General features: G+C 59.3%; 28 protein-coding genes. 18 read left to right on the top strand and 10 right to left on the bottom strand.

The window, feature by feature from the left end:
• Nucleotides 1-170 precede the first annotated feature (170 nt).
• The 7 genes from Pan189_RS20860 (at nt 171) to Pan189_RS20890 (ending at nt 5270) form a co-directional block, all read left to right on the top strand.
• Nucleotides 171-680: an REP-associated tyrosine transposase gene (locus Pan189_RS20860; RefSeq protein WP_145366011.1), complete on the top strand. Its 510-nt coding sequence runs from the start codon at nt 171-173 to the stop codon at nt 678-680.
• Between the two features lie 391 nt (nt 681-1071).
• A complete protein-coding gene (locus tag Pan189_RS20865) occupies nt 1072-1665 on the top strand; it encodes a TetR family transcriptional regulator C-terminal domain-containing protein (protein ID WP_310820861.1) in 594 nt (197 codons plus the stop codon).
• Between the two features lie 72 nt (nt 1666-1737).
• Nucleotides 1738-2079, top strand: a complete 342-nt coding sequence (gene trxA / locus Pan189_RS20870; protein ID WP_145366013.1) for a thioredoxin — start codon at nt 1738-1740, stop codon at nt 2077-2079.
• Nucleotides 2080-2185: 106 nt separating this feature from the next.
• Entirely contained in the window at nt 2186-2755 is a 570-nt protein-coding gene (locus Pan189_RS20875; RefSeq protein ID WP_145366014.1) for a carboxymuconolactone decarboxylase family protein, read from the top strand.
• Nucleotides 2756-3146: 391 nt separating this feature from the next.
• Nucleotides 3147-4130, top strand: coding sequence for a hypothetical protein (locus Pan189_RS20880; protein WP_145366015.1), 984 nt, complete (start codon nt 3147-3149; stop codon nt 4128-4130).
• Between the two features lie 97 nt (nt 4131-4227).
• On the top strand, nt 4228-4806 hold the full coding sequence (locus tag Pan189_RS20885; protein WP_145366016.1) for an NAD(P)H-dependent oxidoreductase: 579 nt from the start codon (nt 4228-4230) through the stop codon (nt 4804-4806).
• A 17-nt stretch (nt 4807-4823) separates the two neighbouring features.
• Nucleotides 4824-5270, top strand: coding sequence for a hypothetical protein (locus Pan189_RS20890; RefSeq protein ID WP_145366017.1), 447 nt, complete (start codon nt 4824-4826; stop codon nt 5268-5270).
• Nucleotides 5271-5951: 681 nt separating this feature from the next.
• On the opposite strand, the gene Pan189_RS20895 is transcribed toward Pan189_RS20890, so the two are convergent.
• From Pan189_RS20895 to infA, 4 genes are all read right to left on the bottom strand, one after another.
• Entirely contained in the window at nt 5952-6404 is a 453-nt protein-coding gene (locus Pan189_RS20895) for a hypothetical protein (protein ID WP_145366018.1), read from the bottom strand.
• 245 nt (nt 6405-6649) lie between these two features.
• Nucleotides 6650-7501 (bottom strand): hypothetical protein, encoded by an 852-nt coding sequence (locus Pan189_RS20900; RefSeq protein WP_145366019.1) that lies wholly within the window; start codon nt 7499-7501, stop codon nt 6650-6652.
• Between the two features lie 615 nt (nt 7502-8116).
• Nucleotides 8117-8575, bottom strand: a complete 459-nt coding sequence (gene rnhA, locus Pan189_RS20905) for a ribonuclease HI (RefSeq protein ID WP_145366020.1) — start codon at nt 8573-8575, stop codon at nt 8117-8119.
• Nucleotides 8576-8742: 167 nt separating this feature from the next.
• A complete protein-coding gene (infA, locus tag Pan189_RS20910) occupies nt 8743-8961 on the bottom strand; it encodes a translation initiation factor IF-1 (RefSeq protein ID WP_145366021.1) in 219 nt (72 codons plus the stop codon).
• Between the two features lie 147 nt (nt 8962-9108).
• Here infA and Pan189_RS21565 point away from each other — a divergent pair, with 147 nt between their 5' ends.
• The 6 genes from Pan189_RS21565 (at nt 9109) to Pan189_RS20940 (ending at nt 14802) form a co-directional block, all read left to right on the top strand.
• Nucleotides 9109-9456 (top strand): Flp family type IVb pilin, encoded by a 348-nt coding sequence (locus Pan189_RS21565; protein ID WP_310820862.1) that lies wholly within the window; start codon nt 9109-9111, stop codon nt 9454-9456.
• A gap of 68 nt (nt 9457-9524) precedes the next feature.
• Nucleotides 9525-10253: a 2-amino-4-hydroxy-6-hydroxymethyldihydropteridine diphosphokinase gene (folK, locus tag Pan189_RS20920; protein WP_145366022.1), complete on the top strand. Its 729-nt coding sequence runs from the start codon at nt 9525-9527 to the stop codon at nt 10251-10253.
• 110 nt (nt 10254-10363) lie between these two features.
• Nucleotides 10364-10765, top strand: coding sequence for a PilZ domain-containing protein (locus tag Pan189_RS20925; RefSeq protein ID WP_145366023.1), 402 nt, complete (start codon nt 10364-10366; stop codon nt 10763-10765).
• 62 nt (nt 10766-10827) lie between these two features.
• Nucleotides 10828-11532, top strand: coding sequence for a YggS family pyridoxal phosphate-dependent enzyme (locus Pan189_RS20930; RefSeq protein WP_145366024.1), 705 nt, complete (start codon nt 10828-10830; stop codon nt 11530-11532).
• A gap of 233 nt (nt 11533-11765) precedes the next feature.
• Complete coding sequence (locus tag Pan189_RS20935) at nt 11766-13043, top strand: PQQ-binding-like beta-propeller repeat protein (RefSeq protein ID WP_310820863.1); 1278 nt, start codon at nt 11766-11768, stop codon at nt 13041-13043.
• A 475-nt stretch (nt 13044-13518) separates the two neighbouring features.
• Entirely contained in the window at nt 13519-14802 is a 1284-nt protein-coding gene (locus Pan189_RS20940; protein WP_310820864.1) for an HD-GYP domain-containing protein, read from the top strand.
• Nucleotides 14803-15151: 349 nt separating this feature from the next.
• Here Pan189_RS20940 and Pan189_RS20945 read toward each other — a convergent pair whose 3' ends face one another.
• Nucleotides 15152-15394, bottom strand: a complete 243-nt coding sequence (locus Pan189_RS20945) for a hypothetical protein (RefSeq protein WP_145366027.1) — start codon at nt 15392-15394, stop codon at nt 15152-15154.
• 34 nt (nt 15395-15428) lie between these two features.
• Complete coding sequence (locus tag Pan189_RS20950; RefSeq protein WP_145366028.1) at nt 15429-15788, bottom strand: 2Fe-2S iron-sulfur cluster-binding protein; 360 nt, start codon at nt 15786-15788, stop codon at nt 15429-15431.
• A 204-nt stretch (nt 15789-15992) separates the two neighbouring features.
• Between Pan189_RS20950 and Pan189_RS20955 the strand changes: the two genes are divergently transcribed.
• Nucleotides 15993-17021, top strand: coding sequence for an Mrp/NBP35 family ATP-binding protein (locus tag Pan189_RS20955; RefSeq protein ID WP_145366029.1), 1029 nt, complete (start codon nt 15993-15995; stop codon nt 17019-17021).
• Between the two features lie 206 nt (nt 17022-17227).
• Here the strand turns inward: Pan189_RS20955 and Pan189_RS20960 are convergent, their stop codons facing one another.
• Nucleotides 17228-17860: a Uma2 family endonuclease gene (locus tag Pan189_RS20960; protein WP_145366030.1), complete on the bottom strand. Its 633-nt coding sequence runs from the start codon at nt 17858-17860 to the stop codon at nt 17228-17230.
• Nucleotides 17861-17986: 126 nt separating this feature from the next.
• Between Pan189_RS20960 and Pan189_RS20965 the strand changes: the two genes are divergently transcribed.
• From Pan189_RS20965 to msrB, 4 genes are all read left to right on the top strand, one after another.
• Nucleotides 17987-18352, top strand: a complete 366-nt coding sequence (locus Pan189_RS20965; protein ID WP_145366031.1) for a four helix bundle protein — start codon at nt 17987-17989, stop codon at nt 18350-18352.
• 94 nt (nt 18353-18446) lie between these two features.
• Entirely contained in the window at nt 18447-19397 is a 951-nt protein-coding gene (locus tag Pan189_RS20970) for a putative universal stress family protein (protein ID WP_145366032.1), read from the top strand.
• 47 nt (nt 19398-19444) lie between these two features.
• A complete protein-coding gene (locus Pan189_RS20975) occupies nt 19445-19798 on the top strand; it encodes a hypothetical protein (RefSeq protein WP_145366033.1) in 354 nt (117 codons plus the stop codon).
• Between the two features lie 285 nt (nt 19799-20083).
• A complete protein-coding gene (msrB, locus tag Pan189_RS20980) occupies nt 20084-20536 on the top strand; it encodes a peptide-methionine (R)-S-oxide reductase MsrB (RefSeq protein ID WP_145366269.1) in 453 nt (150 codons plus the stop codon).
• 3 nt (nt 20537-20539) lie between these two features.
• Here the strand turns inward: msrB and Pan189_RS20985 are convergent, their stop codons facing one another.
• The 3 genes from Pan189_RS20985 to Pan189_RS20995 form a co-directional block, all read right to left on the bottom strand.
• Nucleotides 20540-22006, bottom strand: coding sequence for an arylsulfatase (locus Pan189_RS20985; RefSeq protein ID WP_145366034.1), 1467 nt, complete (start codon nt 22004-22006; stop codon nt 20540-20542).
• Complete coding sequence (locus tag Pan189_RS20990; protein WP_145366035.1) at nt 22006-23277, bottom strand: DUF1552 domain-containing protein; 1272 nt, start codon at nt 23275-23277, stop codon at nt 22006-22008. Before Pan189_RS20990 ends, Pan189_RS20985 begins: the two co-directional genes overlap by 1 nt.
• Nucleotides 23278-23341: 64 nt before the next feature.
• On the bottom strand, nt 23342-26629 hold the full coding sequence (locus Pan189_RS20995) for a DUF1592 domain-containing protein (protein ID WP_145366036.1): 3288 nt from the start codon (nt 26627-26629) through the stop codon (nt 23342-23344).
• Nucleotides 26630-26741: the final 112 nt, after the last annotated feature.

Consider the following 26741-nt stretch of genomic DNA (forward strand, 5'->3'; position numbering starts at 1 on the left):
TCGCGCTGCTTCATAGCTCGACAAGCCGCGCACGAAGTAAGCGGATCAACCCGTGCGATATCCGCTCACTTCGTGCGCGGCTTGTATTCGTTGACCTTTCTGACTTCGCTCAATGCTCTTGCGGCTGCGCCGCCCGGACGGTGTCCGGGCCACACGAGGAGTTGCTAATTATGCCGGTTTCTAGACGCATTATTGATGACCGGCTCTACGTTCACTTCGTGACGTTTTCTTGCTACCGGCGTCGGATGCTGCTCGATGCCGACCGATCGAAGCGCATCGTTCTAGGGTGTCTGCATTCCGAAATGCAGCGACAGGCGGCGAAGTGCGTGGGATTCGTGTTGATGTCGAACCATGTTCACTTTCTGCTCTGGTTCGATGTGACGGACCAGCTCTCACATTTCTTGAAGGATTGGAAGCGGAACAGTTCATCGGAGCTCGCGACGTTCCTGCGGCGGACTGAATATGGAAAGTCGATTCCTCCCAGTGACCCGATTTGGACGCCGCGGTACTACGCCTTCGAAATTGAGACCACGGGAGTGCTTGAGCAGAAGCTGAATTACATCCACGACAATCCTGTTCGGGCAGGGATGGTCTCCCGACAGGCCGATTATCGGTGGAGTTCGGCGCGCTGGTACGAACGGCGAGAGGATGTCGGTATCCCAATCTCGTGGACTGACTGAATAAATCAGAGTGGCACGGACAACGTCCGTGTCGCGCAGCGACCAGAGCACTCAGCTCACCATTTCGAGCTTGTCGGGGCGCTGACCACAATCGAAAGAGTCAGCTGAATGCTCTTGCGGCTGCGCCGCCCGGACGATGTCCGGGCCACACGAGGAATTGATTGACTGAATAGACCAGAGTGGCACGGACACCGTCCGTGTCGCGCAGCGACCAGAGCACTCAGCTCACTGTTTCGAGCTTGTCGGGGCGCTGACCATTATCGAAAAAGTCAGCTGAATGCTCCCGCGGCTGCGCCGCCGGGACGATGTCCGGGCCACACCGGCAAAAAATTATTCGAAAAGCGCCAACGTTCCAAGACGACCGGTCGTACTAGAGGCAGGAGACAAAATCATGGCACGACCCAGACTCAGTGACGACAAGCGGCGGGAATTAATCGACCGGGGAGCACAGTTGCTTCTCAGCGGCGGATTCCACGGCACGGGGCTCAAGACGCTGCTCGACGACGTCGGCGTGCCCAAGGGCTCGTTCTACAACTATTTCGAAAGCAAAGAGCACTTCGGGGCCGAGGTCATCCGTGAAGTTGGTCGACGATCGGTCGAGAAGCTGCGGGCCCAAGTCGAACGCTTTCGCGACGGCATTTCGGGCTTGCGGGCGTTCTTTCGCGAACAAATTCGGGGCTATGAAGCCAATCCCTGCCACGGCGGATGCCTTCTGGGCGCAATGGGGAACGAAATTGCGGGCGAAAGTAAGCTGTGCCGGGAAGCCCTCGCCGCTCGCTTCTGTGACTTCGAGGAGACGTTGGCCAAGGGCATCGCGAAGGCACAGGCGGCCGGCAAGGTCCGAGAAGACCTCTCCGCTGAGGTACTCGGTCGGGCGATTTTTGCCGCGTGGGAGGGCGCGTTGATCCGGATGAAAGTCGCCGGTTCGACGGCTCCGCTGACCGAGTTCGAAACCGTTTTTCTGAAAGGCTTCTTGGCAAAATAGACGAGGCATTCTTTTTTAGGTCGCATTTGTAGACGACCGGTCACTTTTTTACCTGAACGAAAGAGAGAAACCATGGCTGCCACAACTTCCAAAGCAACCAGGACATTGACCGACGAGAACTTCCAACGGGAAGTCGAGGACGCTCAGCAACCGGTGCTGGTCGACGTGTGGGCCGAGTGGTGCGGCCCCTGTCGCCTCGTCGGGCCAGTGATCGACGAGGTCGCCGAACAGTTCGCGGGCCGCGCCGTCGTCGGAAAACTCGACGCCGATGCTAATCCGCAAACGGCGGCATCGCTGAAGGTCAGCGCCCTGCCGACGGTCCTGGTCTATCGGGACGGCGAGGTCATCGATCGCATCATCGGCGTGCAGAGCAAGGACCGTTACGCGGGGGCCTTGCAAAAGGCGCTCGGCTGATCGGTACCGCCGCAGTCCGGTTTGTTTCTTCGAAGCCGGCGGCCAGTCGCCGCCGGCCTCATCCGGCTGAATTTTCACTGCAATTTCCGCCTTAAGGACTCTGACAATGGCTGATTTCATCCGACACACTCATGACACCGTTTCTGACGCCGGCCAGGCGGCCTTCCAGAAGGCCGAGCAGACGTGGGGCATGATCCCCAATCTGATTCGATTCCAAGCCGAGGCCCCGGCGGTGGCTGATGCCTACATGACGATGCACGGCATCTTTTCGAAGCAGACGTCGTTCAGCCCGACGGAGCAGCAGGTCGTCCTGATGACGTCAAACTTTGAAAACGACTGCCACTACTGCATGGCCGCTCATTCCATGATTGCTGAGAAAAACGGAATGCCGGAGGACGTGCTCCGAGCGCTTCGCGAAGCAACGCCGATTGCCGATCCGAAATTGGAGGCGCTGCGCGAGTTCAGCCGGAAAGTCGTCGTGAACCGCGGCTGGGTTGAGGAGGCAGACATCAGCGATTTCCTCGACGCCGGCTGGACCAAGCAGCAGGTGCTGGAGGTGATCCTTGGGGTCAGTTTCAAGGTCCTGAGTAACTACACCAACCACGTCGTTGAAACTCCGGTGGATAAACCCTTCGAAGGGCACGCGTGGACGAAACCGGTCGACGCGGCGGTCTAACCGTCGACTCGCCGTGGTTACGACAAACGGCAGAGGAGCCGGATCGCGACGCGCGATTCGGCTCTTGCCGTCTGAAGCGTTCCCCATTGGGAAAAAATCGGGATTGGTCGCAGATCGACCCATCAGCGATTGTGAATATGGGCTAATTTTTCAAGTGACGACCCTCGCAGAGGATTCAGCCTTCCCCCGATGCAAAGATTTCATTAACGTCCGCTGCCTTCCTGATTCTCCCCGGCGAATATCTCTTTAAACGGTTATTCCATAACGCTTTGCAACGCGACACACTCCGTTGTAACGCCGACCGGCCGTTTCCCGCCACGTTGTAAATTCAGCAATAACCCTAAGAGGTTTCCTCGACATATCATCAATTGTTGATCTATAATTGGATGTTATGAACGCCGCACTCCTCCTCACAGTTGCCCTCACCGCATCGCCGGCGACCGACTACGGGTCGCTATTCGAGCGGATGACGCACGCCAACGGCCTCGTTCAAGATCGGCTGACCGATCGTGAAACGGTGAGCTGTGCCGCAACCGGTTTCGTTGCCTACGGGTCCGCCATGCTCGTGGAGCAGGGTGCGGCCGATCGCGACGAAGTGCTGGATCGGCTCCGCCGAGGGTTTCGTACGACCGTTCATGCCAACCCGGCCCGCAATCGCGGCTGGTTGGCACACTTTACGGATAGCGCGGGACGACCGAAGCCGTATTCCGAAATCTCCACGATCGACACCGCGATCTTCTATTCCGGCTATCTGCGAGCCGCTGAAATTCTCGGCGATCGGGAATTCGTCACCGAAGTACAGACCTATTTGGGTCAGATCGACGTCGACTGGATGATGCGCGACGGTTATTTCGTCCACGGTTTCTTCTGGCCGGAACAGGCCGACCATCCGCGCTGGATCAATCACAACTGGAACGACTCGTCCGAAGGGGCGATTCTGTACCACCTGTTCAATCGACCGTTCGAACCTCAGGTCGTGCGGTATGACTTCCCACTATTCGTGTATTGCTATCCGCTTTGCTTCTTCGACGATGCTCGCTACGAGGGATACCTCACGAAGGCGATCGACTACCAAACGCGGACGTTCGGCTATTGCGGCGTGACCGCAACAGACGGGCCCGACGGCTACGTCGTCGACAGCACCGACGTCGTCTCGCCCCTGCTGCTCGGTTCGCTGGCCGGGAAATATCCCGCGGCGCAAAAAACCCTCAGCGACCTCCGCCTCGATCCGAAAGCTCCGGCCGTTCACCTGTCGACCGGTTGGTCGTCGAAGGACCCGATCGCGATCGACATTGCCAGTGCTCTGATTCTACGGCACCGCCTCGAAGCGCAACGCCGCAAAGAGGCGGCTTCGCGAGTCGACACGACGGGCTGAGCACCTTCGGTTTCGATTTAGGAATTTGAATCGGTCCGGCGCTCCCCACTTTCCCTGTCTCGCGCTATCCTTTCGCATCACGCGAGAGAGAGCATAGATGGGACGCAAAGTTCTGGTCGTATTGGGCCACCCGCGAATCGACAGCTACTGCGGCGCATTAGCGACCGCGTACGCCACCGGGGCCGCCGGTGCGGGTCACGATGTCCGTCGGCTCGACCTCGCCGAGTCGGAGTTCGACCCGGTCGTGCGGCTGACCTCCGCCAAAGACCAACCCACCGAGCCGGAGATCATCCGCTCGCGCGAACTGATCGAGTGGTGCGAGCATCTCGTGCTCGTCTATCCCACCTGGTGGGGCACGACGCCCGCACTGCTCAAAGGCTGGTTCGATCGCGTTTTCGTCTCCGATTGGGCGTTCCGCACCCGCGAAGATTCGCCCCTGTGGGATGGCCTGCTGGGCGGCCGCTCCGCCCGCATCATCACCACCATGGACGCCCCGCCCTGGGCCCATCGCCTGCTGTTCGGCGCCCCCGGCGTTAAGGCCATCAAGTACGCCACGCTCCGCTTCTGCGGCATCAAACCGGTGAAGACAAAGCTCATTGGTTCGGTAAAAGGATCGACTCCATCGCGCCGCGAAAAATGGTTGAGCAGCGTCGAGCGTCTTGGCGCTGTCGACTGAACCCCGTCCGCTCGACGATGAAAATTCTTGTTGGCGGCGATTGCATCGAACTGGCCTCAAGCTTTCCGGTGCATGTGGTTGTGGGTGCGGGCGACTCACTCCGCGGCATTTCCGATCGCTACTTCGTAAACCATGGCTATACCGGTTTCACGGTCGAAGCCGGTCAGCATGACAGCCTCGAATCGCTCGAAAGTCAGGAAGCCACGATCTGGGCCGCCCTACACCGCATCGGCTGTATCGACTCTCAATTTCGCCACAGCGAAGAACGCCTCGCACGCACGCAACTCGACGGGGGAACCATCTTCGAAATTCGGCACGCGCACCCACTTGAGCAAGGCACCAAATTTCGAATGCAGCCCGGCTACTATAATTTTCGCCGCGTCCTGGAAGACGAACTGCTGGCATACGAAGACGGCCGCGAAGTCCGCGCCCCCATCCCCGGCCGCATCTTCATGCCACTCTAACAACCCCTCGGCGACGAAGGCTTTTCAATCGTGCAAGAGCTGACTGGCTACAGCCACTTCGACCGCCCAACGAAACATTGAAAAAGTAGGGTCCGCTGTGCGGACCAGCGTTTAATCCGAGTGGCACGGACACCGTCCGTGCGGCGCAGCCGCCAGAACGGGTAGCCCGGCCCAACTCGGGCCGGGTCGCGAAGCGACAAGAGGCGATTCATTAAGAAGGCAATTGATGGGTTCATCCACTGCAAAAAGGCGTGGCATTGCCCACGGAACATGGGCATGAGTATTAAACGTGACAGGCATTAGAAAACCAAAACCGCAGGGTGGCCCGGACGCTATACGTCCGGGTCGCGCAGCGACAAGAGGTCTCAGTGCGCTGCCGATCATAAAGCGTCTGCAGCGAGTTGATGCCCAGCCCTGAGACCTCTTGCGGCTGCGCCGCCCGGTTCTATAGGAACCGGGCCACCCGCTAAGAAGCTGATCGGCGGGTTCAGCGCCTTAAATTGGGAGCGTGGTATGTCCACGGAAAATGAGAAATTAGTATCGACCCAGCACGACTAAATAAGAGACATTGCGAAGCATGGCGAGGAATGCATTCTTGCATTTAAACCTGCAGTTCAATCGCGGCCCTGATGACACGAAGCGGCGGCAAGTATGCCGGGTGAAACCGCATGCGTGATCTTACTAAGTGAGCCAACGCTGAATTAGTTGAAATGATGCCGTCGCTGGGTCACGCAAGGGTGTGATTGTTGCGGTCATCGGGATCCGCTCCCACGAATGTGCATTCGTAACAAAGTCTCCGTAGTAACGTACATCGTCTACGGCTCTGAAATGCCGAAACCAAACGCCTATTTCAGGTGCGGCCTCCCTGATGTAGTTGTAGTCACCCGAGACTCGCGCAAGTGCCAAAGGGAAATGATGTGCGAATAGTAGCACCCTATCTCCGGTTTGCATTTCGTGGGCGAAAGCCCAGTAGTTGCGCTGGCCGTCCGGCAAATCTTCTTGCTGCACGACCATCAAGTCTGACACCGGCGAAGAAAAATCAAGACCAATATAGCCCGCCGAAAGGCTTTCAACTGTGTGTTTGATTGCGCCTGCCGCCTCGTCCGGGTGCATTTGCATACGCCAGAAAGTCATCTCTTTCTCCTATTCGGCCCCACACTACGAGCGGCCGGTGCTAAAGCCCTGGGATAAGCAACGGGCAAAAACGACATTTGATTCTATCGGTCAACGGCCCACCACAATAAGAAGAAGCCGCCACAACGAATACACGTTAATTGCAGAGTCGTTTAAGGGCTGACGCCCCGGCTACCCGTCGGGCCGCCGCGAACGTGTTGGAACCGTAGAATCTGCATAGCCCTCGGCGCCGGTGCGACAAATCGTTATGCGGCACTTTCGACCGCTTCCTGCAACTCCGGGAATCGCCGCTTAATCAAATTAAGCCAGTGAGCAATCTGAACCGCGCGAACATGTCGTTTGTTAGGAAACCAAGCACTTTGGATACCAATAAGAAACGCTGAGTCAGGCGACCACATTTCGTCAGTATCAAAGCCTTGATCCCAGAGCCCGCCACCGCTCATACCTTTAGGATCCGGCAATTTAACGGGTTCCCCTGTATCCATTCGAGTAGTATCTGCGGTGCCGCTGGGATATTCCATCAGTATATCAATGGACCGGTCAAGTGTCGGGGCCGCATTGAATGTCGGCCAATCGCTCTGATTTAATGGCAAGCTTGTGTAGCCCATGACCACGGCCTTGAGTCCTCTTGATGGGGCTCTAATTTCGTGTTCGACGTTTTGACTTGGCGAGCCGATCAACTGAGCCGTGCGTTTATCTCGCCCTGTTCCAACGGGTTTGATTCGCGAAAGTGGTACTCCAGTTTTCGGCGAAATTTTACGAAAAGAGTCGGGATCCAACTCGATGAGACCAACATCCGGACGATCGTTTGCTGTTCCATGTGTAGCGATAACCTGTGGAACTTCCGGAGCTTTGAAGGCAGGAATATCACCAAGCAGCCAATACCGAGAGGGCCGTATCAGGTTTTCGATGCAATGCGAAGCGGTTGCGACGAACAAGCGGTCTTCGATTTCGACTAGAGTGCCACTGAAGATGCTCCACTCCTCCGGATTTTCTGAATCGGCGGTGTCAATGATGCTGACCGAAAACCCAAAAAGATGTTGATGGAGAACATTCGTTGACTGTGATGCGATCTTGAGTTTCTCTTCAAGAGTCATATCTGCTCCTTCATTCGTCAGCACTCCGATGACGCACAACTAGTGATTATCACGAAAAATTCCGAATAACGTACGCACGTTATTCGGAACGGAAATCGCCGAATTACCCAGCGCTGCGCCTGCCGCGACCACCGCGATTAAGTATATACGTGACAACCATCGTCGTCTTGCCCATCCATTCTGCCGCGATGCGGAATACAAGCGGACGACGGGTGCGGTAATTAGACGTCACACATGTGCATCTAAACATCTAAGCGTGAGGCGATCGGAAAATCAAGGAGTTGGTTTGAGCTTATTTTGAGGCCACCACCGTACAGCGGATCATTCGTCTGGCTCTCCAATGCGGGCTAACGTCAGAAATCACTTCTGACAGTGAACTGCATGCTCTGGTCGCTGCGCGACCCGGACGTTGTCCGGGCCACTCGGAAGAGTGGGTAATGAGCAAGAGCCATTGGTTTGGTCTCCGCCGAGCATCAGATCCGAACAGCGACTTGAAGCCCAACCCTGAGACCTCTTGCGGCTGCGCCGCCCGGTTCTATTAAGAGGGAAACTTGGCACTCGATCGCCTCCTGTGCCTGCGGCACTCAGCCCGGGTGGGCTGAGCCACCCGGCACTTTATCCCTTCCCCGAGGCGGCCACGGCGGCGGCGACGGCGAGTTCGTCGCAGCGGTCGTTTTCCGGGTGGCCGGAGTGGCCTTTGACTTTGGTGAAGCTGACCTCGTGCTTTTGGAGCAGGTCGTCGAGGCGGCGCCACAGGTCTTCATTCTTGACCGGTTTAAGCTGTTTGCCCTCGCGGCGTTTCCAGCCGTTGCGTTTCCAGCCCGCCAACCATTGGCTGCAGCCGTTGGCGACGTAGGTGCTGTCGGTCAGGACTTCAACGGCGGTGGGGCGGGAAAGCGCTTCGAGGCCGTTGATGACGCCGAGCAGCTCCATGCGGTTGTTGGTCGTCTCGGCTTCGCCGCCGCTGGCTTCTTTTTCGGTCTGGGTGGCAACGTGCCGGAGGATATACGACCAACCGCCCGGACCGGGGTTTCCTTTACAGGCACCGTCGGTGAACAGACAGACTTCGGGCATTTGGAAAGGCTAGTGGCTAGGGGCGAGTGGCCAGAGCGGAGGGCTCGCTGCGCTCGCGGTTTGGGGTTGAGGGGTGCGAGTTTAGGGTCAAAGTGAGGGACGTCGGCCGGAGGCGCATCCCTCAACTCTCGTCTCAACTCTCAACCATTCGCGAGGCGAATCCCGGCTTAGCGCTCGCGGAAGGTGATGCGGCCGCGTTTGGGGTCGTAGGGGGAGACTTCGACTTTGACGCGGTCTCCCGGGACGATGCGGATGAAGTGCTTGCGCATCTTGCCGGCGACGTGCGCAAGGACCTGGTGTCCGACGTCGAGATCGACGCGGAACTGGGTGTTGGCGAGGGCTTCGGTGACGACGCCCTCCATCTCGATGGCCTCTTCTTTGGCCATAAATACCTGCCTGTGTAGAAATTAAGCGCGAAACGATAGTGTGACTTCGTGGATTATAGCATCCTCGACCCACTCTATTCTACCCGGACGGCACGTTGCCGGTGATGCCGGTTTTGTCGGCGGTGCGGTTTTCTTGGAAGAAACCTCGTGCGAGTCCGACTCGGTTGCTCCATTTGGGCCGACATGGCCCGTGGGGCGATTCTAAAGTTGAGGGACTGCGGAATCCGTCCCCCCGGCGTTCCGCTCCAAGGAATCGTCCGCGACGACGTCGCAGACCGGGGACATCCCATGCGAACCGAGATGCCAATCGAGATGACATTTTCGGCGATTCGAGCATTTCTCCGCGATGAGAGTGGACCGACCACGGTCGAGTATGCGGTGATGCTGGCGATGATTCTGATGGCCATCATTGCCGGAATCGGAACCCTCGGCAGCAGCACCGGCAGTCTCTACGGCGACATCCAAGGCGACATGGACGCCCACGGCATCAACTGACGCCGCGGAGCGTTTCGTCCCCGCCAGACAGTTCGTGCTATTGAGCCGAAATCGTTAGATTCGGCGGCATGGAAACCGTCCTCATCGCATTCGGCGGCAACCTTGGCGATTCGCTGAGCATCATCCGCGAAGCTCTCAAGCGACTCGGCGACGATCGCTGCACGGTCGAGCGGGTCAGTTCGCTGTTCCAGACCGCCCCCATCGGGACCTCAGCCGGCCAGCCCTATCTGAACGGGGCCGCGGTGCTGCGTACCGCGATCGAACCGGAAGCCCTGCTGGCACGCTTGCAACAACTCGAGGCCGAAGCCGGGCGTGTCCGAGATGTGCCGTGGGGACCGCGGTCGCTGGACCTCGATATCATCGCATTCGGGGACCGGGTAATCGATACGCCGGCACTTCGGATTCCGCATCCCGCGTGTCTCTACCGGCGGTTTGTGCTCGACCCGGTCGCGGAGATCGCCGCCGACTTGGTGCACCCGGCGGAAGGGGTGACATTCGGGCAACTGCTGGCGAATCTTCAGCCGCGCCCGCTGCCACTGAGTGCCGATGACGCGGCTCTTCCCTTCTTGAAGTCCGCTCTGGCATCGCGAGACGATCTCTGCCTCGTCGAGCCGGGTGATCCACGGGCCGCTTTGCACCTGACGACTGATGCAGCAGCGAAGTCAGGCCGGCCCACCGGTTTCGTTGATTTGTCCCTCGCGATCGGCAGCACCGCCGAGGCGATCGCCTCAATCTTGGACGCGGCCACCGATATTCCGCGCATTCGTTACGACGCGTCTACGATTCGCCCGGGTTAACAGGCCTTGATGTTGACCGAATGCCACAGCGACCTACGTTCGTATGAATCACCTCTTCGACAGTCCGTTGACGCAGCTCCCATCCCACGACCGTTTCACGAGTCGACCCCATGTCGGTCACATCAGTCACTGAATTCAACGACAAGCAATTGCGGGCGTCTCAGCGTGTCCTCGACACGCTCGATCGTCTCGATGCGCGGACCGACGACCATTACGCCACGAAGCGGCAATACGAGCGGCGGACGTTCCGCGGACAGGCGACCCTGCTGATGTCGACCTTCGGCGACGATGACGTCCGTCGACAAGTGAAAGTCTGGACGCGGTCGATCTCGGCCAGCGGGCTCTCGTTCATCTGCCCCGGTATCATCAACGGCGACAAGGTCGTTATCGGACTCGACATCCCGGACAAAGAAACCGCCTGGTTCGACGCCGAGATCAAACGGCGTCGCAAAGTGCCTGATGAGACCTTCTGGGAATACGGCGTCGCCTTCCACGGCCGCACCGAGATTTGAGTGGTTCCGGCGTGCGGCTATAACATCAGCGGACCTCGAATTTCTTGAATCCGCAATCAGCCGTGCCTGCTTCGCCCAAAACCGTTGCCGAACGACTTGCCGACATCCGGTCGCGGATTGAGAGCGCCTGCGAGCGTTCCGATCGCCACCCGAGTGACGTTCGTTTGGTCGCCGTCACGAAATACGCCCCGCTCGAACTGGTCCATGCCGTCGTCGATCTGGGGGTCTGCGATCTCGGGGAGAGTCGGCCTCAGCAGTTACTCGAACGGGCTGACTTGCTTCACGAGCAGCGACCGGAGGCCTTGAGCTGGCATCAGATCGGGCACCTGCAGCGAAACAAAGTTCGCAAGGTGCTTCCCGCCGTCACGCTGACTCACTCGGTCGACACGCTGAAATTGGCCGAAGCGATCGACCGCATCGCCGGTGAGGACGGCCTCACGCCGCGGATTCTACTTGAGGTGAATATTGCCGGTGACGAGGCCAAAGACGGCTTTGCGCCCCAGACACTTCGTGAGCAATGGTCCCGACTGACGGCCCTTCCGCGACTCGAGATCGCCGGGTTGATGACCATGGCGCCGCACTCGGCCGATCCCGAGGCCGCACGCCCGGTCTTCGCGGGGCTTCGCGAATTGCGCGACGAACTGCGCGGCTTGAGCGAGGACGGTCCGACTTTGAAGACGCTGTCGATGGGCATGAGCGGCGACTTCGAAATCGCCATTGAAGAAGGCGCGACGATCATCCGCCCCGGCAGCGGGTTGTTCGGCTGACATTAAGACACCGCCAAAAAGCGCTGGGCATATTTCATCCGTCGCCAGAAGCGCTTCCGGCAACCGGCTCCGACGACACCTCGCCCCGGCAACCCGCACGACCCGGTAATGTGCATCGGGGGTCGCCAAATTGAAGCGGTGCGGAGTTGGCGGTATTGTCGAGGCTGCAATTTCGCATCGCCTTCCGCCCTGCCCCGCCGTCCGGCTCTACAGGTTCGAACATGACACGCCCGGTGAATTGTCTTCTGGTTGTCGCACTCCTGCTTTCGGCGACGTCGGTCGTGGCCGGGGATTGGTCCCAATGGCGTGGACCGAACCGTGACGGCAAAGCCGTGGGAGAATCGATCCGCACCGATTGGGACGCCAATCCCCCCAAGTTGCTTTGGAAAACCGAGGGCATCGGCACCGGCTACGGCAGCGTCGCCATTGTCGGCGATCGACTTTACACGATGGGCTACAGCAATCAGGGGCAGACGGTCTTCGCGATCAACCTGAATTCGCACGAGATCGTCTGGTCGGCGGTCATCGCGCCGAAGGGAGATATCGGCTACCCGGGCTCGCGCTCGACGCCGACAGTGGTTGATGATCGTCTCTACGTCGTCGGATCAACGGGCGTGCTGTCCTGCTTGAATACGAGCGATGGCGAGGTTCTGTGGAAAAAGGATTTCGCGCTGGAATTCGACAGCCAGCCGCAGCGTTGGGGTTACGCCGAATCGCCTCTGGTTGACGGCGACCTCGTTATCGCAACGCCCGGCGCCGCGGACGCCATGCTGGCTGCCTTCGATCGAACGACCGGTCGGATCGTCTGGACGACTCCCTACCCCGATTTGGACGGCAACGGCAAAGCACAAGCGGGATACTCCAGCGCGGTGATTTCCGAAGGCGGGGGCGTGCGGCAGTACGTCCAGAATACCGGCAAAGGCGTCGTTGGGGTGCGAGCCGAGGACGGCAAGTTCCTGTGGGCCAACACGGCCGCTGCCAACAGAGTAGCCGTGATTCCCACGCCGCTGATCAAAGACGACCTCGTGTTCGCCTCAAGCAGCTACAAGCAGGGCTCGGTCGGACTGCGTCTGATTTCCGACGGGGACGGGGGCGTCGAAGCGGAGCAGCTCTACTTCCTGGACGGCCGCCGCATCTTCGAAAATCATCACGGTCAAATGATCCTGCACGAAGGCTACGTGTACGGCGGCCACGGACAGAACTCCGGCTTCCCCATGTGTATCGAACTCGAGACGGGTGAGGTCATGTGGGGTGGTCGCCAGTCGAAATTGCGCGGCCCCAAAGGTGCGTCGAAGTCGGCGGCCGTCCTCTTCGTCGATGGCCATATCATCTGGCGCTATCAGAACGGGGTCGTCGCCGTCACCGAAGCATCACCCGAGGAGTATCGGCTCAAGGGAACGTTCACCCCTGAGTTCGTCGAGTCGCCCAGTTGGGCGCACCCCGTGGTGGTCGACGGCAAGCTGTACCTGCGCGAGAATGACATGCTGATGGTCTACGACATCTCGTCGTAGAAGTGCGGAACCCGCTTCGCTCTCAACGAGCGTAAGAGCCGATTAAAGCCCCGACCGGGAGGGAGGGGATCAAGGCGGGGCCTTTGCGATACTCGTTGCCTCCCCATTGATCCGCTTACTTCGTGCGCGGCTTGTGTGGATGACCCGCTTACTGCCGTGCGCGGGTTGTTTGCTTCGTGAGCGGGTCGTTTCGAAGACGTTTCCTCGCCTCCGCATCTTCCGCACAAGCGGAATAGGTCCGCCTACCCGCCAGCGTGTCCGGTCGGGTTGGTGGGGATATTACCGATTCGGCCCGCCCTGACCGGTGTGTTGAGCTAGATCAACAGAGAGCCTCCGTACGTCACCATCGCGATGACGCCTTTCGCGAGTTATCCACGGAGCGGCTCGGTCGACGTCTCCTTTCGACGGACCGCACATCGGTATCCCTTCTATGTCTTCACCCGCGCCTCAATCGTCCGCCGCTCGGTCTACGCCTATGGCCCGGCTGCGCCTGAAGGATCTGCGACCGGGCGCGCGGCTTCCCGTTCCGCTGTACGACGACCAGGAACGATTGCTGCTCAACGCCGGCATCGTGCTGTCGCGTCGAAATCTCGATCGCCTGCTCGCCCGGGGCGTCTCGCACGTCCGAGTCGATCAACGTCACGCGGAGCAACTGACCAACGACGGCAAAGCTGCCCGGGCTCGCCGACAGCAACTTTCGAACGACGCGGCACGCTCGGAGCCGCAAGAGTCGTTCGGAGGCCGAACGTTTCCGATCGATGCGTTCATCCATCAGGTGAAACGATCCCGCGGTCGTGTGCCGTCAGTCGATGTCGAACAGCAATTCGACCAGACGATCCGTGCAGCCGAAGCCAACGTCAAATTGCTGTTTGCCGAGATCGGCGCGTCAGCAAAGATTCCCGGCGCGAAGGTCAAAGACATCACTGTCGAAACCGCCGAACAGCTTGCCGCCGACCTCGACCTCTTTATGCGACTGGGCATCAATGTCGACCACTCCGACAGCTCCGCCTATATGCACGGCGTACGCGTCGCCCGCTTGGCGATGTCGGCCGGAACCATTGCGGGACTGACCCGCGATCGACTGCTCGGTCTCGGTATGGGCTGCCTGATCGCCGACGCGGGCATGGCCGCAATCGACCGCTCGATCTACAACCTGCCCCGCCGACTGACCCGCTCGGAATTCCTCGAAATCACCAAACACCCGGGTCGCACGTTCGACATGCTGACAAAGGTCCCGGAGATTCCGCCCGATGCGCGAACCGTGGCCTATCAGATTCATGAGCGCTGGGACGGCAGCGGGTATCCCAGACAGCGACGCGGCGTGCAGATTCATCCCCTTGCGCGACTCGCCATGGTCGCCGACGTGTTCGTCGCCCTCGTCTCGCCGCGACCGCATCGCGCAGCCTATTCGGCGTACGATGCGATCCGGATCGTGTTGACGGAAACCAGCCAGGGGCGGTTCGATCCGGCTTCCGTGCGGACCGTTCTGGAGACCATTTCCCTCTTCCCGATCGGTTCGATCGTCAGCCTCAATACCGGGCAGGTGGGTCGCGTCGTCAGCACGAATTTGCAGGACTATACGCGGCCGATCATTGAACCCTTCCTACGTGGCTCGCGAGACTGGTCGGGACAACCGATCGATCTGTTGAAAGATCAGGATCTGAGAATTCTCTCCGCGCACGCATCACTCGACGACGCGCTCGAAGCGATTTCGAATAGCCCGGGTTTTGAAGAAGCACTGGCAAGCGAGTTCGATTAGAGAGCCGTTCGAGTGCTGATCGGGTGGCCGGGGACGGCGCTTTCGCCGCCCCCGAAATGCGAGTTTTCGAAACTGCGATTGCTTGAAGTGGGCGCCGCGTGAGCTTCTGGTTCGTCGAGCCAATTCTCAATCGCTTTCAAGCCGTTTATTTACCGCCTCGCTGGCGCGTCGGGCTATCGTTGGGTGCGGCTGATAGCAACGGGCTTCGTCGAGACACCGTCGACTACTGCCATCTGCTTAAGCTTCAGATTCTTCGAGCCGGCTTACGATCGTTTTCGGGCCGTAGTCACACTGCCTCGCTGGCGCGTCGGGCTATCGTTGGGTGGGGCTAACGGTCGACCTGCTCGGTTCAGTCGTCCGGCTTCGCTCGTGAACGGTCGGCGTCGGAGTGATATCCGAACGCGATCCCGGCGATCGACATCACAATGCCAACCGCCGCGACGATCATCGCCACGCGTGACGATTGCCCGGCGCTGGCGAGCGCCCCGAGCACCACGCCCACCCCCATCGTCACCAGCGGCGATGCGCGATAGATCGACCAATGCCCGTGTTCATCCACGGATGGCGATTCTTCCGGATCGGTTGACTCCATTCGTTGCTCCCTCCTTAGACGTCGGACGACCGTCTTATTTCTCGACCCATTCGACCGGTTGCGGCTCCAATTCATCGGCGGGTCGACTTCCGCAGTCGACGCGACCGCTCCCCTCAAGCCGGCTGGTGCAGCGGACGGTCATGTCTTGGTCGCAGAGGATTTGGCAGGAAAGCCGTGCGTCGGTGACGCCTTTCTTTTCGAGAACCTTCTTCTCGGCCGCCGTCATCTTCTGAGGCTCTCCCCCGACATATTCGACGCGGCACGTCGTGCAGGCCGCGTTCCCGCCGCAGGCGTGCAACTGATCGACGCCGGCCTCATCGACCAGTGCATTGACGAGCCGCTTCCCAGCGGGCACCTCGAACTCACCCACTCCTTCAACACTCAACTTCGGCATCAGTATTTCCTGTTCGCGATGAGAAACTTCGTCAGATAGCAATCGTACTATTCAATGCTGCCGTGGACCGGGTTTGAACGAAGGCAAGGCGGTCTTGCTCATTGTGATGCTCAGCCGCGGCGTCTACGATCTTAGAGCAATGCGTTCCATTTTGCGCTCGTTGACTTCGAATCAAATTTCGACCCCCGCCCCCTGAATTGATCCATGCCCGACCTCCAGTCGACCCTCGCCAAAGTCACCGTTCCCAAGTTCGGGCGGACGCTCGGCGACTTGAAGATGCTCAAATCGGTCAGCGATGAGTCGGTCACCGTCGCCCTGCCGGTACCGATGTACTCGGCGACGGACGAACTCATCTCCGCGATGAATGCCGCGGCGGGCAAAGACTTGAACGTCGAGTTCACGACCGACATTCGCGGCAAACACGCCGGTGGCAAGGTCGGGCTGAACGTCGCCAATGTGATCGCGGTCGGCAGCGGCAAGGGAGGCGTCGGGAAGAGTACGATCGCGGCGTCACTCGCCTGCGGACTTGATCACGCCGGGGCTAAGGTCGGGTTGATGGACGCCGATGTTTACGGGCCGAGCATTCCTCACCTGATGGGCGTGACCGCGACGCCCGCCGTCCGCGAAGTCACCGGTCCCGACGGACAGCAGTATCAGCGGATGGTACCGATCGACGTCGACGGGATGCCCGTTCTCTCGATGGGTTTCCTGATCGAGAAGGATCAGGCCGTCGTCTGGCGCGGGCCAATGCTGCACAAAGCCCTGCAGCAGTTTTTGCAGCAAACCGAGTGGGGAGAACTCGACTACCTCGTGATCGACCTCCCCCCCGGAACCGGCGACGTGGCGTTGACGCTCTCACAAATGATGGGACTCTCCGGCGCGGTCGTCGTTTGCTCGCCGCAGGAGGTCGCACTGCTCGACGCCGTCAAAGCCTGCAGCATGTACAATCAGGTCGAGATTCCGATTTTGGGCATCGTTGAGAATATGAGCGGCGACCTGTTCGGCCGCGGCGGTGCCAAGCAGCAGGCGACCAAACTTGGCCTGCCGTTTTTGGGAGAGATCCCCGCGATCGCGTCGATCCGCGAAGCCGGCGATGCGGGAAAAATGGCCGGACTCTTCGACGAAGGCAACCCGGCACGCGAACCTTTACTCGCGATGTGCGAGGCGGTCTCGATTGAGGTCGCCAAAGAAGTCATCGAAAGCGGCCCCGCCCCGAGCCTGCAAATTTTGTAAGGCACACAAGCCCGACGCACGACCCCGTCGAGTCCCCCCAAGCTCATTTCGAGTGGCACGGACAACGTCCGTGCGGCGTAGCCGCCAGAGCATCCAGCTGCCGGTCACAAAAGGCATTCGATGCCGGTCTTGCAGGGAAGCCTTTGCATGAATGCTCTATGCGACCGGCGATGAGCGGAATCCCTCGCTCGCGCGTCGGGCTTGTTTTAACGCTTTCCGAATATCGCGCTGACCGCGATCTCGAATCCGTCGAGCAATGCCGATCTCGCCGTTGTTCCGACTCCGCCGCGGAAATTCTCGCAATAAGCCGCCGTCGATGCGTCGAGCGCGAAGACCGTCACCGTGCGATCACGCGGATCTATGATCCAATACTCGGTAACGCCCGAAGCCGCATACTCCGCGAACTTTTCCTCCCAATCGCGGTTGGAATCGTCCTCACTGACGATCTCCATCACGAGGTCGGCGCCGTCCCAGTAGCGATTGTTCCGACGGGCTTGATGCTCGGCCTTCATGAATACGATGTCGGGCAGCCGCACATTCCCGTCAACCATCCGCACTCGAATTCCCGCCGTACTCGGCTTACCCGCACCGGTCCGATCACAGTAGGCAAGAAGTTCGACATAAAGGTAGTTCTGGGCGTCCTGATGCTCTTCGGTCGTCATTGGCATCATCTCCACGCGACCATTGACCAATTCGACCGGGCAATCATCATCGTCAAGCATCAGAAACCGCTCGACCGACCACATTCCCTGTCGCGGAAGCATTTCGGCCACGCGATAGACGGGCTCGCCGTCCCGCGGGTGTTCGTAGACTTCGGTAAATGAGCGTTCGGCGGGCATGTCCCCTCTCTTCAAGACCAAGTCCAATATAACAACTCACCCCGCCTGACGATGCACCCGGCACGGCGATCGGGTTACCATGGAATGAGCGTCGACTGATTCTTTCCCCTATTAGGAACCCGCACCATGGCCAAGAATGACTTTCGCGACCTCGTCGCCTGGCAACAGGGCAGCGAACTGGTCATGGAAATCTACGATCTGACCGGCAAGCTCCCCAAAGAGGAAATCGAAGGTCTGACCGGTCAGATGCGTCGAGCGGCGATCAACATCCCGGCGAAGCTCGCCCGCGGCTACGGCGTGAACCGCCGCAAATCGATCATCAACGGGCTGCTCGCCGCGCACGGCTATCTGAAAGAGTTGGAGAGCCACCTGCTTGTGGCAGTCAAACTGGGCTTGGTCTACGGCGACGACATCGCCCCGGCCCTCGACCAGTGCCGCACGCTCGGTCAGGAAATCGAGCAGCTCGAAGAGTCACTGTTCGACGAAGATTAACCGATCGAGAACCGCGAAGGGAGAAGCGGCCTCCACTCGCGCATCTTGTTATTTTTTGCTTCTCGCTCATCGATTCTCGCCCAAAGGGCTATTAATGTTTGACCCGAATAACTCCGATCTTGACCGATCGGTCCGCGATTCGATCGACCTGTTTCAAAAGGCCCGGGTCGGCGATGCCGCCCCGGTCAAGCCGCGCGTGCCGAAGTCTGTGCTTGTGGTCATTGACGGCTCAACTCAGGACGGGACTTCGATCGGTTTCGCCCGCACGCTCAAAGAGCAATTCGACTGCAAACTCGGCGTCGTCGATGCTCGAGAAAGCTATGCCGAAAATGACGTTGCCGATGGCGTCGCAGCCGGCTTGGAAGCACAGACGCTCAGCCGAACCGAGGGCGACAGCTACGAACAAATTCTGGCGGCTGTTGAGAAATCGGGTTGTGATTTCTTAATCGTTCCCTGCCCCTACGGCCGTGACTTAAATCACGTCGGGGCCGACAGCGCCGGAACCGTGATCGACGTGCTGCTCTCCCGCTCCCCGGTCCCGCTGCTGGTCGTGCGCGAGCCCTATGAAGTTGGGCAGAACCCCTTTCGCAGCGTGATCTTAGTGTTGATCGGAGAGAACGCCGCGGCGCCCGATGCCGCCGCGTTAGCCACCGGCCTGACCCGCGCGACCGGCGACGTCGAACTGGTGCTACTGCTCGAAGAAGAGTTCTACGAAAACTTCCGCGATATTTTTAAGGCTTTAAACCCCGAAAGTCAGATCACGCGCGAGCAGCTCGTCGAAGCGCTTCAAAAAGAACATTTAAGGCTGCATCAAAGCCTGCTCAAATCCTCCGCGGAGGTCGGCTTCACCTATCGGATGGAAGCGCACGGCGAGGGTGATCCGGAACTTAACGAGCTCGACGCCGATCAGGGCCACCCCCTCGTCGTCCTCGCCCTCGAACACGGCGACCACGCCAGCGAAGGCCACGTCGCCGACCGCGTGAGGCGGTCAAAGAACCCGCTGTTGATCGTGCCTACGGCTCGAGCACCCAAGCCCAACGAGTAAATGGTTCGCCTCCGTATCCCGTCTCGTTTCTTAGCCAGAGTTTTAAGATGTCATCTGAAATCAATCCGAGTGGCGAAGAGCCAGTCGATTTGCCCGACGATTCTTTCGAAAAAACCGCCAGTCCCGCGAAGCGACAGAAGATGTCGAACCGGCAGGTTTATAATACCGTGACCGACATCGGCACCGGACCCAACGTCCGCTTAAGCGATAACTTGCTCCAACTCGCCTGCATTTTGGTCACGATGAGTATCGGAGCTGCCATCGGCATTGTCGTCGCTCCGGACGTTTTCATTGGGATATTGGTCGGCGGATTCTGCGGCATGGTCCTCGGACTCCTTGGTAGCGGCGCCGTGATCGGACTCTATCGCGCTTGGCAGCACGGCCGGGGAAAACACGACTGACCACTTCACATCAGACCGATGGCTGCGAGAATAGAGAAACAGACCTATTCGAGTTTCCGTCAAATGTCCGTTGAGAATCGCCTGATGTCTTGCACTTCGAAATTCCGACCGCAGCTTCAAGGAGTGTTCGGGCTGCTGCTCACTGCCCTTTTCGCCATCGGCTGTGCCCAAGCGACGACTTTGGCCGTCGAGGATGATCGATCTGCTTCAGGTGACGCCACGGCCGGCTCTGCTACGATGTTGGTGGAGAACACCGAGGCCGAAGCCAATGAGGGAATCATTCCAATGAGTGCTGCCGAATCTTCCGAATCGACCACTGAACCGGCTTTCGATGACAAAGTCGAGAAAACCGAAGCCGAGTGGAAGGAGCAATTGACCCCGCTGCAGTACAAGGTCACCCGCAAGCACGGGACCGAGCGGGCGTTTGACAACGAGTATTGGGATGAAAAAACCGCCGGCATCTACCGCTGCATTTGCTGCGGCAATCCGCTGTTCGACTCCAAAGACAAATATAAATCGGGCACCGGTTGGCCCAGTTACACGCAGCCGATCGACAAGAAGCGTATCGGCGAGTCCGAGGACAACACCCTCTTCATGCGACGTACCGAAGTGCACTGCGCTCGCTGCGAAGCGCACCTGGGCCACGTGTTTCCCGATGGCCCTGCACCGACCGGCTTGCGCTATTGCATGAACTCGGCGGCACTGAAGCTCGACCCGAAGGACGAAGTGGCGGAGTAGCCATCATTTGACGGGCGTATCGATGCCATTGAGCGGGAATAACTCCGACGGCGTGTGTTCGCGAGCCATAATCGCTTCCAGTTCGGCGACGACCGCGGGATGCGATGCGGCAACGTCGCTCGTCTCCCCCGGATCATCTTCGAGGTCATAAAGCTCCGTCCGCAGGCTCTTCGCGGTATTCGGCCGGATGGCTTTCCATTTCCCGCGGCGTACCGCCTGCTTGTGGCCCCCTTCGGTGAACTCCCAGTAGAGGAATTCGTGGGGCACCTGATCCTCCGGCCGACCGAGCAATGTCGGGGCGAAGTCGATCCCGTCGATGTCGGCAGGCATCGCCCCATCGCCAATTCCGGTGAGGCCGACCAGCGTCGGCATCCAATCGGGGAAATAGGTCGGCAGGTCACTGACGGTGCCCGCCGGAACCTTGCCGGACCACTGCACGATCAGCGGCTCGCGAATACCGCCTTCGTAGAGCGATCGCTTTCGCCCTCGCAGGCCGCCGGATGAATTAAAGAACGTGGAATCGGTTCCCGCCAGGCGTTCGACGGCGGGTCCGTTATCGCTCGTAAAGATAAAGATCGTGTCGCCGGTCAGGCCCAGTTTGTCAACCAGCGAAACCAGTTCGCCGATCCCGCGATCCATGTGCGTAATCATTGCGGCGTAGGCGGCGCGGGCCTGCGGATGATTGGCGTAGTGGCGGCTTTTCTTATACGGCTCTTCCTTAAACTCACCGGCATACTCGGCGAGCGTTTCCTCCGGTACTTGAATCCCGACGTGCGGAATCGTGAAAGGCAGATACAGAAAAAACGGCCGGTTGCTGTTTCCCGTAATAAATCCCTTCGCCACGCGGATGAACTCATCCTGCGAATGGACTTCATCGCTTAAGCCGCGGCGGTTTCCTTGATAGCGGATCGTCTCATCGTTTTGTCTTAAGAACGTCGGGTAGTGATTGTGGGCGTGGGTCTGCGAAACGAAGCCGAAGTAAAGATCGAAACCCTGCGCTAGAGGATCGCCTTCGGAGTCCACATAACCGAGGCCCCACTTCCCGATCGCCGCGGTGGCATAGTCGGCATCTTGAAACAGCTCGGCCAGTGTGACCGTCTCGTCCGGAATCGGTCGTTCGCCGGCATAGATTTCTTCGCGATAATTGCTCGGGCGTCCCGGCGCTTTCGAATTACCGCGGATGTAACAATGCCCCGCATGGTAGCCCGTCATTAATGAACACCGCGACGGCGCACAGACCGGGAAACCCGTGTAATGATCGGTAAATCGCATCCCGCGCCCGGCCATGCGATCGAGATGCGGCGTGCGAATCTTCTCGTTACCGTAACAGCCAAGGTCCCCGTAGCCGAGGTCATCAGCCATCATAAAGATGACATTCGGCGGACGATCGGCCGCCGATGCCGGCAGGGCGAAGGCAGCAACGGCGAGGCACAATGTGATCCGCCTGACGCAAACACCAAAGCTTGGCATCAGCCCAATTCCGTCAAAGTTCCGGTGCTGCTCGCAAACTCATCGGTCTCAAGCCCCAGATTTTGAAGCATCGACACGAACGCGTTGCAAACCGGCGGAGCTTTTGCCTGGTCATATCCGACGTGACCTTGGTGCTTAAACCCGCCCCCGGCGACGATGATCGGCAGATTGCGATTGTGGTGGCTGTTGGCATCGCCGAGGTTCGAGCCGAACAGAATCGACGTGCGATCAAGAATCGACTCGTCGCCTTCATTCGAGTCCCGAAGTCGGCCCATCAGATTCGCGATCTCTTTAAATTCTTCGACCTCGATCTTCTTTAGCTGCTCCAACTTGTCCGGGTCGCGACCGTGGTGCGACAGCGGGTGCCAGCCTTCGTCGACGCCATCGATCGGCGGAACCGACGCATCGCCCGCCATTTGCACGGTCACGAGCCGCGTCGAGTCGGTCTGCAACGCGAGATAGATCATGTCATACATCAGCCGCGTACGACCGACGAAGTCGGCTTTGTCCGAAATATCGTTCGGCTTTTTCACATCGACCTTCGGCTTCGGCCTCTTAGCCCAGTCCTCGCCTTTAACGAGTCGGCCTTCGAGATCACGGACCGCCGTGAAGTATTGGTCGAGCGTTTCTTTATCACGTTTGCCGAGTTTGCCCTCGACCCGCTTCGCCTGATCACGCACGAGATCCATGATGCTCTGGCCGTCACGCAGCCGGGCGACCTGCTGCGCCTGCTCCTGCTTGGAGCCTTCCATAAACAATCGCTGAAAGACCTTCGACGGACTGTCGTCGGCAGGAATCATGACGCCGTCGCGGGACCACGAAAGTCCGCCGTTGCCCTTAATGCTCAGCGTCAGCGACCCGTAGCGGGTCAGGTGCCCGATCTGCTCGGCGGCATACTGATCGACCGAGATCGTGTTCTTAAAGCTGCTGCCGCCGGGATGCGGGGCCGCGGTCAAAAAACTTGCCGTGGCCGAGTGACCGCCGTCGACGTCGGGGTGCTGCATCCCGCCGAAGATCGAAAACTGTCCGCGAAACTCGTCCAGCGGCTCCAGGTATGGGGTCGATTCAAAATCGGTACCGGTCTTCTTCGGATAAAGAAAGTTGCGGTGAATCCCGAGCGGAAAGTTCATGCACAGCATTCGCTTGGGCACGTCGGCCGCATCGGCGGCACGGGCGGTGCCACCGACTCGCATACTTTCCAACATCGGCAGCGCCAGGGCGATACCGGTGCCACGCAGAAACGTCCGCCGATCCAGATGAAACCGTGACATGAAATTCGCTCCGATCTTAATTTTCGCGTGATTATTAATTGTGCGTATTGCGTTTGGACCCAGCTCAGCCGTCGAGGAATGTCGGACTGGCCACAATCTCGTGGATCAATGTTCTTAAACCGTAGTTCTTGCCCTTCACCTTCTCGATGATGTGCTCGATCTCCGGCTCGTCGCCGTGGCTGGGGCCGCGGGCGATCGCGTAGGTCATCAGCTTTTCCGTCATGTTCCGCGCGATCTGATCGGGATCGGAGAGGATCAACTCTTTGTACTCACGCACATCCCTAAATTTCCGACCGTCCTGCAATTGATATTGGGCGTTGACCGCCGGTCCGAGTTTGAACGGCATTCGATCCTTTGACTTCGGGTCGACCACGTTATCCCCCTGCCCCAACGACCGGTATCGATCGCGGTAGCGACCCATGACGTCGAAGTTCTCCAGAGCGAAGCCCGGCGGGTCAATCTTCGCATGACAGCCGGCGCACGCCGGGTCGGCCCGGTGCTTGGCAAGCTGTTCGCGAATGGTCGTCGCCCCGCGGATATCGGGCTCGACCGCGGGCACAACCGGTGGCGGAGGCGGCGGTGGCGACCCAAGGACGTTCTCCAGCAGCCAAGTGCCACGCAGCACCGGCGACGTATTTGTGCCGTTGGCGGTCACCTTTAATACGCTGGCCTGCGTCATCACGCCGCCGCGAACACTGTTCTTCGGCAGCGACACGCGTTGGAGTGTTTCATAACCGCGGACGCCGTTGATGTCGTAGAGCATTGCCAATCGCTCATTCAGCATCACGAAGTCGGAATCGACCACGTTCAGCAAGCTCATGTTGCCCGCAAGCAGTTCTCGGAAGAAGGCCTCGCTTTCACGAACCATCGAGTCCTGCAGAAGCGAGTCGAACTCCGGATAGAGCTTCGAGTCGGGCATCGTGGCCTCGATCTCACGTAAGTCGAGCCACTGGCCAACGAAGTTTTGAATGAAACGTTCCGACCGCGGATCGCCGAGCATCCGCTCGACCTGATCGTGGAGCACGCTCTTGTCCGCGAGCCGGCCTTGATCGGCGAGCGTGATTAATTCTTCGTCCGGCATCGACGACCACAGAAAATACGACAAACGCGACGCGAGGTCGTGCTGCGTCGACTCCCCCGGGTTGAGATTCAAGAACAGGAATTGCGGGCTGGCGAGCACCGCCTTAAAGCCGGCTTTCATCGCGGTCTCGAAGTCATAACCCTGGTCGAGGCGACTGTTGACGAACTGGATATAAGGCTGAATCGTTTGTGAGTCGACCGGTCGGCGAAACGCCTTAGGTACGAAGTCGGCCAGCAACCGGCCCGCATCGGCTTTCGCGTTTCTGGGCTGCAGACCAAACACCGGCACCTGAACGCGTTTGCCGCCCTGCCGCACTTGCTGCTCACCAACCTTTGCAAAAGGAACACCTTGATAGAGCTTCTGATACCCATCGGGCGGCCATTGGACGTCGAGCGGGCCTTCAAGAGTAATTTCGCCGACGGCCAGTCCGGGGCCGGGGAAGGTGTTCGGCTTTTTCTTTCGCTTGCGGACATGATTCTGAAACTGCCGACCGGTCCACGTTCCGTAGACGTCAATCTGAAAGCGGTCCCCCTGCTTAAGATCAGTTTCGACGACGATCTGCCCGGGATTCTGCTGCGTCCCCGTCACGTCGAAGAAGCCGATGGTTCGAGACGTCTGATTATTAAAGAAACCGCCGGCGTACAGGTCCATCGCCAGCGAGAGTCCGTCCGGCTGATGTGCATAGACGTTAAATGTCAGCCGGTACTTTCCGTCCGACGGGACGTTCAGATCGTAGATTTCTTTCGGCGGGTAGCCCCCGCGATTAAAGAAGATGCCGTAATCGCCGCGCTGAGCGAAGGCCTTACCGAGATGCTGCTTAAAGCGCTTGCTGTCGACCCAGCGTGTGGTTTGCACCGAGGATGACGGAGGCTGCACCTTCGGCAGAGCGGCATCGAGAGCGACATCGGCCGCTTCGAGATATCGTTCCATTAAGACCGTGGAAATCGAAAGGCCGTCGGCGACGCTATCAAACCCGTGAGATTCTCCGTCCTCAGGCAGCAGGCTTTGCAACTCTGATTGAACGCCGAGTAAATCGCGCATCGTGTTTTCGTATTCAACGCGGTTGAGCCGCCGGGTGGCTACACGACCCTCGCGATCGAGCTCGGCGGTCTCTCCGGCAATTAAACCTTCACGCAGCCAGCGAACGAACTCGGTGCGGTCCTTGTCCGACGGACGACTCCCTTCGGGCGGAGGCATTTCGCCATCGGCAACGCGGCGGAGGATTTTCGACCAGCGGTGACGATCCGGACCACCTAAGAGATCGCCATCGATATCATCCACGCGGAACTTGGCTTCCTGAATAAAGTCGCCATGGCAATCGGTGCAGTACGTTTCAATAAAGGGTCGCATCTCGCTATTAAACTTCGCGCTGTGAACCGCGCCGTCGAAGTGCTCCAGCGTCGATGTCTCCAACGATGCCAGTTTCACCGGTGGCGAAGGCTGATACGCAGCGGGTTCCGGAGAAGCAGTGGGCAAACCGGTCGGTGCTCCGCTGTCGCCGAAGTTGTCGACGGGTTCAATCGTGGCGACTTGAGTCGGCGCAATGCCTGCACCAGTGCCATCAGGATTAAGAAAGGAATTAAATCCGGTGGCGATTGGCGGTGAGGTTGTTACCGGCGTCTCGGCGGCTTGGGTCGCACTATCGCCGGAATCGAGACTGATCGGGGATGTCGGCTCAGACGCCTGACCGCTGTCGACTTGATTCTCGACGGCCGGGTTGCCCACCGCAGGCGTGTCGGTCGAGACGATCGGCGCGGGGCCGGCCGGATCTCCGGGTAGAAACATCATCGCCGCCACTCCACCACCGACGAGCAGAAACAGGGCCGCGGCCGAGCCGGCGATAATCGCGATCGGTGGTCCGCCGGCAGACTTCGCCTTGCGGCTCTTGGCCGAGCTCTTTCGCTTTGCGCCACGACGGGACCTCACACTCGCCGGTGCGGGAGCATCGACATAGTCCTGCTCGAGGCTCAGGTCGCCGAGGGCCAGATCATCCAGTGCCGATTCTACCGGAGCCGGACGACTCTTTTTTCGAGTCGGGCGCGTTTGTTTCGCGGTCGGCTTTGCTGGAGCCTCTGACTTCGACTGTGGAGGGCGTGTTGACTTCGCCGCTGCCGACGGCTTCGGCTCTTTCGGCGGACCGGTGATTACGACCGCTGCCTGACACTTGGGGCAGCGAGCCTTCTTGCCGATGAGTTCCGGCTTGCTGATGCGGAGTTTGGTACCGCATGCTTTGCAGGGAACTTTCCAGGATGTCGTTGAAACGCTGCTCATAGGAGGTCGGAGCCGTGGGGCTGGGCTGGCAGGCGACCGCGACGCCCCGCGGCGGCGCAGTCGTGTGGATGCAGTATGATACGGCTCGCTCGGCCGCGCACATAACGTGCAA

The organism is Stratiformator vulcanicus, assembly GCF_007744515.1.
GTDB lineage: Bacteria > Planctomycetota > Planctomycetia > Planctomycetales > Planctomycetaceae > Stratiformator > Stratiformator vulcanicus.